The following is a 14,249-nucleotide window of genomic DNA, read 5'->3' as shown; positions in this document are numbered from 1 at the left end:
CGCCATCCGTGGCGGACTCTTCAAAAATGCGGAGCCGGCGCGTCAGCGCTGCTCCCACCCCTTCCCTGGCGGCCATAGCGGCGTGGTCCCACCTGATCCCATCCCGAACTCAGAAGTGAAACGCGCATGCGCCGATGGTAGTGTGGCTTTGCCATGCAAGAGTAGGTCACCGCCAGGGGCTTTATCCTTAGAAGGCCTCCCCATCCGGGGAGGCCTTCGTCTTTATCAGCCTCACTCCCCCAACGGCAACGCTCGGGGGCTTTGGTACGGCTGGCGCTTCACCCCGGGTCTCGGCCAGCAGCGTGTTGCCGCCCGTGCGCCAACACCTTCGGCGCCGCTCCGGAGCCCCCCGGGATCCGCCGTGCGCACGCTCTCTTGCTAATCTTTGCCGGCAGGTTCGCGTGGAAGGAATGGCTGTGGCACAACGTTATGTACTGGCGATAGATCAGGGCACCACCAGTTCGCGCGCCATATTGTTCGACCGGGCCGGTGGCGTGGTCGGCTCGGCGCAGCGCGAGTTTCGTCAGATCTTCCCCCGGCCAGGCTGGGTCGAGCACGATCCTCAGGAGATTCTGGCCAGCGTGCTGGCGACGGTTGGCGAGGTGCTGGGCGCGGCACGGGTTGGCGCGCGCGAGCTGGCCGGCATCGGTATCGCCAACCAGCGCGAGACCACCGTGGTGTGGGATCGCCATACCGGTCGACCCGTCCGCAACGCGATCGTCTGGCAATCGCGACAGAGCCTGGCGATCTGCGAGGGGCTGGAGGCGGAGGGTTATGCCGCGCTGGTGCGCCAGAAGACCGGACTGCTGATCGACGCGTACTTTTCCGGCAGCAAGATCCGCTGGATCCTCGATCATGTCGCTGGCGCACGTGCCCGCGCGGAACGCGGCGACCTGCTGTTCGGCACGATCGACAGCTGGCTGCTCTGGAACCTGACGGGGGGCGGGCTGCACGCCACCGACGTCAGCAACGCCGCGCGCACGCTGTTGTTCGACATCCACATGCGGCAGTGGGACGACGAACTGCTGCGCATGCTGGATATTCCGCGCAGCATGTTGCCGGAGGTGCGCTCGTGCAGCGAGGTCTACGGCCGCACCGTGGCACTGCCCGGCGTGCCGGCCGGCGTGCCGATCAGCGGCGTGGCCGGCGACCAGCAGGCGGCACTGTTCGGCCAGGCCTGTTTCGAGCCCGGCATGGCCAAGAACACCTACGGTACGGGCTGCTTCATGCTGATGCATACCGGGGTCCGGGCCGTACCGTCGCGCCACGGGCTGCTGACCACGATTGCGTGGGAACTGGATGGGGCCGTCGAGTACGCGCTGGAAGGCAGCATCTTCGTCGCCGGCTCGGTGGTGCAGTGGTTGCGCGATGGCCTGCAGATCCTGGCACGGACCAGCGATTCACAGGCGTGCGCGGAGAGCGTGGAATCCAGCGAAGGCGTGTATGTGGTACCGGCCTTCGTCGGGCTGGGCGCACCGTACTGGCGCAGTGACGTGCGCGGCGCGATGTTCGGCTTGTCGCGAGGCACGCGCAAGGAGCATGTCGTGCGCGCGGCGCTGGAGTCGATGGCCTATCAGTCGCGCGACGTGTTGGCCGCGATGGAGGCCGACGCCAGCATTCCGTTGAAGGAACTCCGCGCGGATGGCGGCGCGATCGCCAACGACTTCATGGCGCAATTCCAGAGTGACATGCTCGGCGTACCGGTGCTGCGGCCGAAGGTCGCCGAGACCACGGCGCTGGGCGCGGCTTACCTGGCCGGTCTCGCCGTGGGCTTCTGGGAAAGCCGCGAGCAGATTGCGGCGTTGTGGCAGGTTGACCGGCGCTTCCTGCCTGCGATGGAGGCGTCGCGCCGTGAGCGGCTGTATCGCGGCTGGCTGGATGCGGTGAACGCCACCATCGGCTTTCGCGTCGATTGAAGGCCGGCGCGCTGGCCGCCGCGACCGCGCCCGCCTTCGAGCCGCGATCAGTCCAGGCCGTAACCGAACTGGTCCAGGAATGCTGCGGCGAACTCGCCGTAGCTGAAGCGCTGATTCTGCGTGCCGGGGTGCTCCACTTTCAGCGCGCCCATCAGCGAGGCCATGCGGCCGGTCGTCGGCCAGTCCTTGCCGCGCATGATGCCGAAGATCAGCCCGGCGCGATAAGCGTCACCGCAGCCGGTCGGGTCCACGATCTGGCGCTCGCGCGCCGGCGGGATGTGGTGGGTGTCGCTGCCGGCGTGGATGACTGAGCCGCGCGGGCCCTGGGTCACGATGTACGCCGTCACCTGCTCGGCGATCTCGGCGGCACTCCAGCCGGTGCGCGCCTGCAGCAGCTGCGACTCGTAGTCGTTGACGATCACGTAGGTCGACTTGCCGATCATCGAGCGGAACTCGTCGCCGCTGAACAGCGGCATTGCCTGGCCCGGGTCGAAGATGAACGGTACGCCGCGCAGGGCGAACTCGTCGACGTGCTGCAGCATCGCCTCGCGGCCGTCGGGAGCAACGATCGCGAAGTCGATCTGCGGAATGTCCCGCACGTGGTTTTCCTGCGCACTGGACATTGCGCCGGGATGGAAGGCGGTGATCTGGTTGTTGTCCAGGTCGGTGGTGATGAAGCACTGCGGGGTGAACTGGTCGTCGAATTCGCGCACGCCGTCGAGCCGGATGCCGCATTGCTCCATATGCTTGCGGTACGGCCCGAAATCCTGGCCCACGGCCGCCACCGGCAGGGGGTCGCCGCCGAGCAGCTTGAGGTTGTAGGCGATGTTGCCGGCGCAGCCGCCGAACTCGCGGCGCATCCGCGGCACCAGGAACGACACATTCAGGATGTGCATCTGGTCGGGCAGGATGTGGTTCTTGAACTGGTCCTGGAACACCATGATGGTGTCGTAGGCCAGCGATCCGCAGATGACGGCAGACATGTGTGCGGGAGCCCCCGGAGCAAGGTATGGAAAGAGCGGCAGCCGTGTCCGGCATGAGGCCGGGCCGGACGGCTCCGGTCAAAGCGGTGAATCGTACCGCCATCCGCCCGGATTGGCGACTTCCGGCGGCGGCCCCCAGTTCATTTCGAGGCGCAGAAAGTGTGCTTATGGTCGTGTTGTACAAGGGTTTCTTAACGTTATTGTCCTTGCGCATGCCGGTCACGCTGACTAGACTGGCGAGCTTACTTTTTAGCCAGGCCGAACCACGGCGGACCCATGTTCAAGAAGTTTCGCGGGATCTTCTCCAACGACATCTCCATCGACCTCGGCACGGCCAACACGCTGATCTATGTGCGCGGCCAGGGCATCGTGTTGAACGAGCCCTCGGTGGTGGCGATCCGCCAGGATCGCGGCCCCGGCGGCCCGCGCACGATCGCTGCGGTCGGCAGCGACGCCAAGCGCATGCTCGGCCGCACGCCGGGCAACATCGCCACCGTGCGGCCGATGAAGGATGGCGTGATCGCCGACTTCACCATGACCGAGGCGATGCTGCAGCACTTCATCAAGCAGGTGCACAAGTCGCGCTTCCTGCGCCCGAGTCCGCGCGTGCTGGTCTGCGTGCCGTGCGGTTCGACCCAGGTCGAGCGCCGCGCGATCAAGGAATCGGCCGAAGGCGCCGGCGCCCGTGACGTGTTCCTGATCGAGGAGCCGATGGCTGCCGCGATCGGCGCCGGCATCCCGGTGCACGAGGCGCGCGGCGCGATGGTGCTGGACATCGGCGGCGGCACCTCGGAAGTGGCGGTGATCTCGCTCAACGGCATTGTCTACTCGCAGTCGGTGCGCGTGGGCGGCGACCGCTTCGACGAGGCCATCATCAACTACGTGCGGCGCAACCATGGCACCCTGATCGGCGAATCCACCGCCGAGCGGATCAAGCTGCAGATCGGTTGTGCGTTCCCGCAGGGCGAGGTCAAGGAAATCGAGATCTCCGGCCGCAACCTGGCCGAGGGCGTGCCGCGCATGTTCACGATCAACTCCAACGAAATTCTCGAGGCGCTGCACGAGCCGCTGGCCGGCATCGTGGCGGCGGTGAAGTCGGCGCTGGAGCAGACTCCGCCGGAACTGTGCTCCGACGTCGCCGAGCGCGGCATCGTGCTCACCGGCGGCGGCGCGCTGCTGCGCGATCTGGACCGGCTGATCTCCGAGGAGACCGGCCTGCACGTGCAAGTGGCGGACGATCCACTGACTTGCGTGGCGCGTGGCGGCGGCAAGGCGCTGGAGCTGATCGATCAGCACGGCAGCGATTTCTTCGCGCCCGAATAAGCCGCGTCCACGATGGCGCGCACCCGTGACGAGTCCTCGCCGCTGTTCGCCGGCAATGCCGCGGGCACGCTGCGCCTGATCGTCTACCTCGCGTTGGCCGTGGTGTTGATGGTGCTCGACCATCGCAACGGCTGGCTGTGGCGCCTGCGCTACACGGCGTCGATGGTGGTCGAGCCGGTGTACCGGCTGGCTGGCCTGCCGACAGCCGGAATCCGCACCATGAGCGTGGCGTTCGCCGATCGCCAGCGGCTGACCGAGCAGAACCAGCGCCTGCGCGAAGACCTGCTGCTGGCGAACGCCAAGTTGAACCGGATGGCTGCGGTGGCCGAACAGAACCAGCGGTTGAAGGAACTGCTCGACACCCAGCACAGCCTGGAACTGAACGTGCAGCTGGCACGGGTGATCGGCGTGGATCTCGGCGCCTACCGCTATCGGCTCACGCTGAACATGGGCGCCCGCGACGGCGTCAGGCCGGGTCAGCCGGTGATCGACGCGCACGGCGTGATGGGCCAGGTGAAGGAAGTGCTGCCGACCACCTCGGTGGTGATGCTGATCACCGATCCGGCGCATGCGATCCCGGTGGTGATCGAACGCACCGGCCTGCGCACGGTGGCCTACGGCTCGCGCGACGGCGACCAGCTCAGCTTGCCGACCATTCCGCTGGCGGCCGACGTGCGCGCGGGCGACAAGCTGCTCACTTCGGGGATCGGCGGGCGCTTCCCGCCGGGCTTCCCGGTCGGTGAGGTGCGCTCGGTGGCGCCCTCGGCGACGGGCATGTTCCTGGTGGCGATGGCGCAGCCGGCAGCGGATCTCGACCGCAGCGAGGACGTGCTGCTGCTGCACGACCTGGCCGAGCCGGACGGCCCGCCGGCGCCGGTGACGCCGATGGGGCCGCCGACTGATCTGGCGCCGACCGGCGCCACCTCGGCCGCCCCGCCGGCAGCCGTCGGAGTGCCGCGATGAACCGGCAACGCCTGAGCCTGTGGTGGTTCGTCGGCACGCTGGTGTTCGCGCTGGTGTCGATGCTGGTGCCGCTGCCCGGCGTGCTGGAGCCGTTCAAGCCGTACTGGCCGGCCCTGGTCCTGTTGTATTGGTCGCTGGAATCGGAAGACCGGGTCACCCTGGGGCTGGCCTTCAGCGTGGGTCTGGCGGCGGACCTGATTAACGGCGTGGTGCTGGGTGAGCAGGCGCTGCGCCTGTGCGCACTGGCGTTCATCGCGTTGCGTTTCCGTTCGCGGCTGCGCTTCTTCCCGATGTGGCAACAGGCGCTGGCGGTGCTGGCGCTGCTACTGAACGACCGCATCCTGCTGCTGATCGTGCGCGTGCTGGCTGGCGCCTCGCTGCCGCCGGCCAGTTGGTGGATCTCGCCGTTCGTCGGCGCTGCACTATGGCCGTTCCTGTTCTTGCTGCTCGACGACCTGCGCGCGCGGCTGCGGATCCAATGAGCCGTGAATCCGTGACATGAAACCCCGGCGTTCGATCAAGGACCCCCGCGGCGAAAGCCTGCTGTTCCGGCGTCGCGCGCTGGCCGGCTTCGTGCTGATCGTACTGTGCCTGTGCCTGCTCGTCGGCCGCTTCGTGTTCCTGCAGGTGCTGCATCACGACGAGTTCGTCACCCGTTCGCAGGCCAACCGGGTCAAGCCGCGCGCGATCCCGCCGGCACGCGGGCTGATCTACGACCGCAACGGCGTGCTGCTGGCCGACAACGTGCCGGCGTTCCGGCTGGAAGTGGTGCCCGAACAGGTCAAGGACATGCCGGCGCTGCTGGAGCGGCTGGGCCAGGTGGTGCCGCTGGACCAGGACGACCTGGACGCGTTCCGCAAGCAGCTCAGGCAGAGCCGGCGCTTCGAGAGCGTGCCGCTGAAGCTGCGCCTGAGCGAAGACGAGATCGCCCGCTTCGCGGTGAACCGCTGGCGCTTTCCCGGCGTGGACGTGGTGCCCTACCTGACCCGGCGCTATCCCTTCGGCGGGCTGTTCGCGCACGTGGTGGGCTATGTCGGGCGCATCGATGCGGACGACCTGGAACGGCTCGATCCGCAGCGCTACCAGGGCACCAGCCACGTCGGCCGCAGCGGCATCGAGCGCTCCTACGAGAACATCCTGCACGGCACGCCGGGCTACGAGCTGCTGGAAGTGAATGCCGACGGGCGTACCCAGCGCGTGCTGGAAACACACGCGCCCACGCCCGGCAGGAACCTCTACCTGAGCCTCGACGTGCGCCTGCAGAAGGCCGCCGAGGCGGCGTTCGACGGCCGCCCCGGTGCGGCGGTGGCGATCGATCCGCGCAACGGCCAGGTGCTGGCGATGGTCAGCGTGCCCAGCTTCGATCCCAACCTGTTCGTCAACGGCATCAGCCAGGCCGACTACGCCGCGCTGACCAACGACCCCGACAAGCCGCTGTACAACCGCGCGCTGCGCGGCGTGTACCCGCCCGGCTCCACGGTGAAGCCGCTGATCGGCCTGGCCGGGCTGGAGACCGGCATGCGCACGCCGCAGGACAGCGTGGTCTCCACCGGCGTGTTCTACATTCCCGGCCAGCAGCGCGGCTACCGCGACGACCAGCGCGGCGGCGTGGGGCGGGTCGATCTGGTCGGCGCCATCGAGCAGTCGGTGAACACGTATTTCTACAAGCTCGCGCTGGACATGGGCATCGACCGGCTCAGCGAATACATGGGCAAGTTCGGCTTCGGCCGGCCGACCGGGATCGACCTGATCGGCGAGTCGTCCGGCGTGCTGCCCTCGCGCGAGTGGAAGGCGGCGAACCTCAGGCAGCCGTGGTATCCCGGCGAGACGGTGATCGCCGGCATCGGCCAGGGTTTCTGGGCGGTCACCCCGCTGCAGCTGAGCCATGCGATCGCCACCTTCGCCGGCCACGGCATCCCGTACGCGCCGCGCGTGGTGATGGCCACCCAGGACGGCGTCAACGCGAAGCCGCAGGCGCTGGCCAATCCGCCCAGCGGACCGTCGCTGATCCGCAAGCCGTCCGACTGGGACGTGGTGAACCAGGGCATGCAGCAGGTGATCTACGGCGCCCGGGGCACCGGCCGCAAGCTGGGCGTCGGCTTCCCGTACCTGATGGCCGGCAAGAGCGGCACTGCCGAGCGATTCTCGCGTACCTCCGAGGCCTATGACACCAATCGCAACACGGCCTATCTGGCCACCCGCCACCGCGCCTGGTTCGTTGCCTACGCGCCGGCCGACAACCCGCAGGTCGCGGTGGCGGCGATCCTCGAATCCGGTGCCTGGGGCGCGGAGGCAGCCGGACCGATCGTGCGCGCGATTCTCGATACCTGGCTGGCCGGGCACGGCGGCGTGATTGCCGACGCGAAACGCCTGCCGGTGTCGGTCGCGCCGTTGGCGCCGGCTGCCGTGCCGGCCGGGAACGTTTCGCCCGACGCCGGCGTGGAAGACAGCGAGCCGCTCGAGGATCTGCCGGCGCAGGCGACGAGCAGCGGGGGCACGCCATGATCGAGGCGCTGTACGCACGGGCGCGCCGTTTCGCGCGCCGCCTCCTCAGCCGGCCGCGGATCGACCTGCCGCTGGCGCTTGGTCTGTTCGTGCTGGCGCTGACCGGGCTGGTCACGCTGTACAGCGCCGGCGACGGCAATCTGGCGCTGGTCGGCGGCCAGGCCGCCCGTTTCGTGCTGGGCGGCGCGCTGCTGCTGGTAGTGTCGCGCATCCCGCCGGCGGTGCTGCGCGGCTGGACGCCCTGGATGTACGCCGGCAGCACCGCACTGCTGGTGGTGGTGGCGATCCTGGGCGAGGGCCGCGGCTCGATCCGCTGGCTGGACCTCGGCTTCATGCGCTTCCAGCCGTCCGAACTGCTCAAGCTGACCATGCCGATGATGGTGGCCTGGTACCTGCACCCGCGCCAGCTGCCGCCGGGCTGGAAGGACATCGTGATGGTCGGCCTGCTGATCGCGATTCCGGCGGGGTTGATCGCCGAGCAGCCGGACCTGGGCACCGCCGTGCTGGTGACCGCGGCCGGCGCGTTCGCGCTGTTCCTGTCCGGCATGGCATGGTGGCGCATCGGCCTGCTGCTCGGCGCGGTCGCCGGCATGATCCCGGTCGGCTGGCACTTCATGCACCAGTACCAGCGCGAGCGCGTGCTGACCCTGCTCAACCCCGAGTCCGACCCGCTCGGCAACGGCTGGCACATCATCCAGTCGCAGATCGCGGTGGGCTCCGGCGGCGTCTTCGGCAAGGGCTGGCTGCACAGCACGCAATCACGGCTGGATTTCCTGCCCGAGCACACCACCGACTTCATCTTCGCGGTGTTCTCCGAGGAGTTCGGCCTGGTCGGCGTGGCCGCCTTGCTCGCGCTGTACGCGTTCATCATCGGCCGCTGCCTGTGGATCGCGATGGAGGCGCGCGACACCTATTCGCGCCTGCTCGCCGGCGCGATCGGCATGAGCTTCTTCGTCTACGTGTTCGTCAACGGCGGCATGGTCGCCGGCATGCTGCCGGTGGTCGGCGTGCCGCTGCCGCTGATCAGCTACGGCGGCACCTCGGCGGTGTCGCTGCTGACCGGCTTCGGCGTGCTGATGTCGATCCACGCGAACCGCAAGATGCACCTCTGAACGTTGCCGGTTTTCCGCCCGCCCTTCACCCGGAGTTGCGCCCGCGTGCGTGTTAGGCTTTCGACGACATCGTTGTTCTGTGAGCGAAGCCACGACATGACAGTTGCACCCATGCCGTTCCCGGTCCGTTTCCTCGCCATCCTCGCCTTGCTGTGGATGGGCGCGCCGACCCCGGCCACGGCGACGACGCATCCCGGCCAGGCCGAGCTGGTGCGCGAGGTGGCGCGCGAGACCGGCAAGAGTCCGCAGGCGCTGAATGCGCTGCTCGACGGCGCGACGAGGCAGCAGGCCATCCTCGATGCGATCAGCCGCCCGGCCGAGGCCAAGCCGTGGAAGGACTACCGGCCGATCTTCCTGACCGAGCAGCGCATCGCCGATGGCGTCGCGTTCTACCGCGCGCATCGCGCATTGCTGGAGCAGATCGGCAGGCAGTACGGCGTGGCGCCCGAGTACATCGTGGCGATCGTCGGCGTGGAGACCAGCTATGGCCGCAACACCGGCAAGTACAAGGTGCTCGACGCGCTGGTCACGCTGGGCCTGTACTACCCGCCGCGGGCGACGTTCTTCCGCGAGCAGCTGAAGGAACTGCTGGAGATGCCGGACAACCGCCTGGCCGGGCCGATCGACACCCTTACCGGCTCCTACGCCGGCGCGCAGGGCTGGGGCCAGTTCATGCCCACCAGCATCCGCGATTTCGCGGTGGACGCGGATCAGGATGGCCATATCGAGCTGTCGAATTCACTGCCGGACATCTTTGCCAGCGTGGCGAATTACTTCGTGAAGCACGGCTGGATCGCCGGAGGCCCGGTGGCGGCGCGGGCGCAGCCGGACGGCGCGGCCAGGCCGATCGCGGTGAAGGACGCCAAGCCGCAGTGGCCGCTGGAGCAACTGGAGGCCTGGGGCTACGCGCCGCTGCAGCCGCTGTCGCCGGCCGAACCCAGCAGCCTGCAGACACTGGAAGGCGCGCGCGGGCCGGAGTACTGGTTCACCTTCCAGAACTTCTACGTGATCACCCGCTACAACCGCAGCCCGCTGTACGCGATGGCGGTCGACCAGCTGGCGCAGGCGATTGCCGCCGGCGTGGGCCAGGCGGAAGTGGCGCGATGAGGGCGCTGCGCGCGGCGGCCGCGCTGGCGGCGATCCTGCTGCTGGCCGGTTGCGGCAGCCACCGGACCAAGCCGTCCCATGGCGGCAGCCGGCAGGATGGCGCGCGGGATCAGTCACGCTCCCGCGGTGGCGACGCTTTCCACGACGACCTCAGCAAGCCACAGGGCAGCCGCTATCGCGACGGCGAGGACAGCGTGCCGCCGCCGCTCGACGTCAGCCAGCTGGTCGAGCCGGTGCCGAAGGCGGAGCCGCGCTCGCTGTACGGCAACAAGTCGCCCTATACCGTGCGCGGGCAGACCTATCGCGTGCTGCCCAGCGCGCGCGGCTACGACGAGCGCGGCATCGCCTCGTTCTACGGCAACAAGTTCCACGGCTACAAGACCTCCAGCCTGGAGACCTACGACATGTATGCGTTCAGCGCGGCCAGCACCACGCTGCCGCTGCCCAGCTACGCGCGCGTCACCAACCTGGAGACCGGCAAGAGCGTGATCGTGCGGGTCAACGACCGCGGTCCGTTCCACGACAACCGGCTGATCGACCTGTCCTACGCCGCCGCGGTGAAGATCGGCATCTGGCCCAAGGGCACCGGCCTGGTCGAGGTGCGCGGGATCGACCCCGGCCAGCCGCTGCAGGAACTGCCACCGCCGACCGTGGTCACAAGCGGACATCCCGGGATCTACCTGCAGGTGGGTGCGTTCGCCGACGCGGACAACGCCGACCGGCTGGCCCAGCGCCTGCGCCGGGCCAATCTCGGCGCGGTGCAGGTGAGCGAGGCGGTGATCAACGGTCAGCGCGTGCGCCGGGTGCGGGTCGGGCCGCTGGCCAGCGTGGATCGGGCCGACCAAGTCACCGCGCGGATCGAGGGCATGGGTCTGCCGCGACCCCAGGTCGCGGTAGACTGAGCAGGATTTGCGCAGCTTTTTTCCATCATGTCGGCGATGCCGGCATCCAGCTACCGGACTGAACCACACGATGAATTTTTTCCGCCGTACCCTGACCCCGTTCGCCGCCGTCCTGCTGGTCGGTGTTGCCGTTGCCCAGACGCCGCCGCGCCCGTCGCCGGTGCCGCGTCCAGTGGTACCGGACGCGCCGGTGCCGCCGCCGCCGGATGTCGACGGCAAGAGCTGGGTGCTGATGGATTACGCCACCGGCCAGATGCTCGCCAGCAAGGAACCCGACCAGCGCGTGGAGCCGGCCTCGATCACCAAGGTGATGACCGACTACGTGGTCTCGGCCGAGATCGCCAACGGCAAGATCCACATGACCGACCCGGTCACCATCAGCGAGAACGCCTGGCGCGGCGGCGGCGCCGGCACCGACGGCTCCACCAGCTTCCTCAAGCTCAACAGCCAGGTGCCGTTGAAGGACCTGCTGTACGGCATGATCATCCAGTCCGGCAATGACGCGGCGATCGCGCTGGCCGAGCACACCGCCGGCTCCGAGCCGGCGTTTGCCGGGCTGATGAACGCATACGCCAAGCAGCTGGGCATGGTCAACTCGAACTTCGAGAACGCCTCCGGCTACCCGATCGCGAACCACTACACCACCGCGCACGACATCGCGATCCTGTCGCGCGCGCTGATCCACGACTTCCCCGAGGACTACGCGATCTCCGCGGTCAAGGAGTTCGAGTGGAACGGGATCAAGCAGCACAACCGCAACACGCTGCTGTGGCGCGACCCCAGCGTGGACGGCATCAAGACCGGCCACACCGCGGCCGCCGGCTACTGCCTGGCCGCCTCGGCGAAGCAGGGCGATGCACGCATGATCGCGATCGTGATGGGTGCCAGCAGCGAGAAGGCACGCGCCGATTCGGCGATGGCCCTGCTCAACTACGGCTTCCGCTTCTACGAGACGCACAAGCTGTACGGTGCCGGCAAGCCGCTGGCCACGCCGCGGTTGTGGAAGGGCGCGGCCAACCAGCTGCCGCTGGGCGTGGCCGACGACGTGCTGGTCACCGTCAAGCGCGGCCAGTACGACCAGCTCAAGGCGACCATGGATATTCCCGCCACGCTGATCGCGCCGTTCAGCAAGGGCCAGCAGATCGGCACGCTGCGCATCACGCTGGACGGCCAGCCGGTGCAGAGCGTGCCGCTGGTGGCGCTGGCCGACGCGCCGCAGGGCGGCTTCTTCTCGCGCCTGTGGGACAGCATCCTGCTGTGGTTCCACAGCGACAAGAAGGTCGACGCGCAAGCACCGGCCAAGGACGCGGGTGCGAAGTGATACGGCCGATCGACTTCAGCAAGGCGAAGCAGGAAGGCAAGGGCTTCCAGTTTCCCGGCGAGTTCGAGATCACCGCGGTCGGCAGCGCCAGCGCGAACCTGCCGACCCAGGTGCCGCAACTGCTGGAGCGCGCCGGCCTGCACGTGCTGCACGAGACCGTGCGCCACCGGCACTCCGGCGCGGGCAACTTCGTCTCGGTCACGGTGAGCTTCCGCTGCGACAGCCGCGAGCAGTACGAGGCGGCGCATCATGCGCTGCGTGCCGACCCGGACATCCGTTACACGATGTGAACGGCCGGCGTCGGAATGGGGGCTTCGGGATTTGCAGAAGCCGCAGTCCGGCTCCATCGTCAGGTGCGCCGCCGTCATTTTCAGGAACACCGCAAGACAGCCCGTGAACAACGAATCCCGAATCCCCCAGCCGGCCTCGCCTTCGCTGAAAATCCGCCGCCTCGGCCGTCAGCCGTACGCGGCGACCTGGCAGGCGATGAGCGCGTTCACCGACAACCGCACCGCCGGCACGCCCGACGAATTCTGGCTGCTGCAGCACGACCCGGTGTTCACCCTGGGCCAGGCCGGCAAGATGGAGCACGTGCTGGCGCCGGGCGACATCCCGGTGATCCCGGTCGACCGCGGCGGCCAGGTGACCTACCACGGCCCCGGCCAGATCGTCGGCTACCCGCTGATCGACCTGCGCCGCGCCGGCGTGGGCGTGCGCGAGCTGGTGCACCGGATCGAGCAGGCGCTGATCGACACGCTGGCGCACTGGAACGTGATCGCGGCGCGCCGCGAGGGCGCCCCCGGCGTCTACGTGGCCGACGCCAAGGTCGCCGCGCTCGGCCTGCGCGTGCGCCGCGGCTGCAGCTTCCATGGGCTGGCTTTCAACGTGGCCATGGACCTGGAGCCGTTCCACCGCATCAACCCCTGCGGTTACAAGGGTTTGGCGGTCACGCAGCTGCTAGACTTGGGCGGTCCGTCGCAGCTGGCCGCGGTCGAGGACGTGCTGGTGGAGGAGTTCTGCCGCCAGTTCGGCTTCGTCGCCGAGCCCGCCGCCCCCATCCTGCCCGAACTCCCCGCCCGCGCCGCGGTCTGAGCTGTCTACATGAGCGAAATCTCCACCTCTCCCAAGGTCATCCCGATCGCCGTCGTCAGCGGCGCGCCCGCGGGTGAAAAGCAGCTGGGCAACGACAAGATCGCGCTGAACCGCGCCGGTTTCGACACCAGCGTGCCGACCCTGCGCAAGCCCAGCTGGATCCGCGTGCGGCTGCCGCAGGGCAACGCCGTGCAGCAGCTGAAGGCGCGCCTGCGCGAGAACTCGCTGGTCACCGTGTGCGAGGAAGCCTCCTGCCCGAACATCCACGAGTGCTTCAGCAAGGGCACCGCCACCTTCATGATCCTGGGCGAGGTGTGCACGCGGCGCTGCTCGTTCTGCGATGTGGCGCATGGCCGCCCGGTGGCGCCCGATCCGCTGGAGCCGGCGCGCCTCGCCGAGACCATCGCCGACATGCGCCTGAAGTACGTGGTGATCACCTCGGTCGACCGCGACGACCTGCGCGATGGCGGCGCCGAGCACTTCGCCGCCTGCATCCGCGCCACGCGCCACGCCAGCCCGAACATCCGCATCGAGATCCTCACCCCGGATTTCCGCGGCAAGGGCCGCATGGAGCGCGCGCTGGAAGTGCTGAAGGAGTTCCCGCCGGACGTGTTCAACCACAACCTGGAAACCGTGCCGCACCTGTACCGCGAGGTGCGCCCGGGCGCCGACTACCAGTGGTCGCTGGATCTGCTGAAGCGCTTCAAGGCGCAGCACCCGCAGGTGCCGACCAAGTCCGGCATCATGCTCGGCCTGGGCGAGACGCACGAGCAGGTGCTGGAAACCATGCACGACCTGCGCGCCCATGACGTCGAGATGATCACCATCGGCCAGTACCTGCAGCCCACGCCGCACCATCATCCGGTGGTGCGCTACTGGACGCCCGACGAATTCGACGCGCTGCGCGAGGAAGGCGAGGCGATGGGGTTCCACCACGTCGCCTCCGGTCCGTTGGTGCGTTCGTCCTACCACGCCGACCTGCAGGCCCATGCAGCCGGTGTCACCGAGTCAGCCTGAGAGCCTCC

Annotated in this window: 13 protein-coding genes and 1 rRNA gene; 13 read left to right on the top strand and 1 reads right to left on the bottom strand. The window is 68.5% G+C overall.

Features of this window, described 5'->3' with window-relative positions:
• Positions 1–64 precede the first annotated feature (64 nt).
• Both rrf and glpK read left to right on the top strand, forming a co-directional pair.
• Positions 65–178 (top strand): 5S ribosomal RNA (gene rrf, locus RHOOR92_RS0108280).
• Between the two features lie 238 nt (positions 179–416).
• The gene (gene glpK, locus RHOOR92_RS0108275; protein WP_027490027.1) at positions 417–1,916 is read left to right on the top strand and encodes a glycerol kinase GlpK; all 1,500 of its coding nucleotides are present in this window, start codon (positions 417–419) and stop codon (positions 1,914–1,916) included.
• Between the two features lie 47 nt (positions 1,917–1,963).
• Here the strand turns inward: glpK and RHOOR92_RS0108270 are convergent, their stop codons facing one another.
• Entirely contained in the window at positions 1,964–2,899 is a 936-nt protein-coding gene (locus RHOOR92_RS0108270; RefSeq protein WP_015446640.1) for a carbohydrate kinase family protein, read from the bottom strand.
• Positions 2,900–3,175: 276 nt separating this feature from the next.
• Here RHOOR92_RS0108270 and RHOOR92_RS0108265 point away from each other — a divergent pair, with 276 nt between their 5' ends.
• The 11 genes from RHOOR92_RS0108265 to lipA all read left to right on the top strand — a co-directional run bounded on the left by RHOOR92_RS0108265 (position 3,176) and on the right by lipA (position 14,241).
• Positions 3,176–4,222, top strand: a complete 1,047-nt coding sequence (locus RHOOR92_RS0108265; protein WP_015446641.1) for a rod shape-determining protein — start codon at positions 3,176–3,178, stop codon at positions 4,220–4,222.
• Positions 4,223–4,234: 12 nt separating this feature from the next.
• Positions 4,235–5,185, top strand: a complete 951-nt coding sequence (gene mreC / locus RHOOR92_RS0108260) for a rod shape-determining protein MreC (protein ID WP_027490026.1) — start codon at positions 4,235–4,237, stop codon at positions 5,183–5,185.
• Positions 5,182–5,667, top strand: a complete 486-nt coding sequence (gene mreD, locus RHOOR92_RS0108255) for a rod shape-determining protein MreD (RefSeq protein ID WP_015446643.1) — start codon at positions 5,182–5,184, stop codon at positions 5,665–5,667. Before mreC ends, mreD begins: the two co-directional genes overlap by 4 nt.
• A 16-nt stretch (positions 5,668–5,683) precedes the next feature.
• Complete coding sequence (mrdA, locus tag RHOOR92_RS0108250; RefSeq protein WP_027490025.1) at positions 5,684–7,690, top strand: penicillin-binding protein 2; 2,007 nt, start codon at positions 5,684–5,686, stop codon at positions 7,688–7,690.
• The gene (rodA, locus tag RHOOR92_RS0108245) at positions 7,687–8,802 is read left to right on the top strand and encodes a rod shape-determining protein RodA (protein ID WP_027490024.1); all 1,116 of its coding nucleotides are present in this window, start codon (positions 7,687–7,689) and stop codon (positions 8,800–8,802) included. Before mrdA ends, rodA begins: the two co-directional genes overlap by 4 nt.
• A 96-nt stretch (positions 8,803–8,898) precedes the next feature.
• Positions 8,899–9,909, top strand: a complete 1,011-nt coding sequence (mltB, locus tag RHOOR92_RS0108240; protein WP_015446646.1) for a lytic murein transglycosylase B — start codon at positions 8,899–8,901, stop codon at positions 9,907–9,909.
• A complete protein-coding gene (locus RHOOR92_RS0108235) occupies positions 9,906–10,811 on the top strand; it encodes a septal ring lytic transglycosylase RlpA family protein (protein ID WP_027490023.1) in 906 nt (301 codons plus the stop codon). The genes mltB and RHOOR92_RS0108235 overlap by 4 nt, the downstream gene beginning before the upstream one ends.
• Before the next feature lie 70 nt (positions 10,812–10,881).
• Positions 10,882–12,132: a D-alanyl-D-alanine carboxypeptidase family protein gene (locus tag RHOOR92_RS0108230; RefSeq protein ID WP_015446648.1), complete on the top strand. Its 1,251-nt coding sequence runs from the start codon at positions 10,882–10,884 to the stop codon at positions 12,130–12,132.
• Complete coding sequence (locus RHOOR92_RS0108225; protein ID WP_027490022.1) at positions 12,132–12,422, top strand: DUF493 family protein; 291 nt, start codon at positions 12,132–12,134, stop codon at positions 12,420–12,422. Before RHOOR92_RS0108230 ends, RHOOR92_RS0108225 begins: the two co-directional genes overlap by 1 nt.
• Positions 12,423–12,525: 103 nt before the next feature.
• Positions 12,526–13,224, top strand: a complete 699-nt coding sequence (gene lipB / locus RHOOR92_RS0108220) for a lipoyl(octanoyl) transferase LipB (protein ID WP_037115113.1) — start codon at positions 12,526–12,528, stop codon at positions 13,222–13,224.
• A 9-nt stretch (positions 13,225–13,233) separates the two neighbouring features.
• Positions 13,234–14,241 carry a lipoyl synthase gene (gene lipA, locus RHOOR92_RS0108215; protein ID WP_015446651.1) on the top strand — a complete coding sequence of 336 codons (1,008 nt, stop codon included), beginning with the start codon at positions 13,234–13,236 and terminating at the stop codon, positions 14,239–14,241.
• Positions 14,242–14,249: the final 8 nt, after the last annotated feature.

The organism is Rhodanobacter sp. OR92 (genome assembly GCF_000427545.1).
GTDB classification, from domain to species: domain Bacteria; phylum Pseudomonadota; class Gammaproteobacteria; order Xanthomonadales; family Rhodanobacteraceae; genus Rhodanobacter; species Rhodanobacter denitrificans.
Note: the sequence above shows the minus strand (reverse complement) of the source record. Positions and strands in the feature narration are given on the sequence as shown.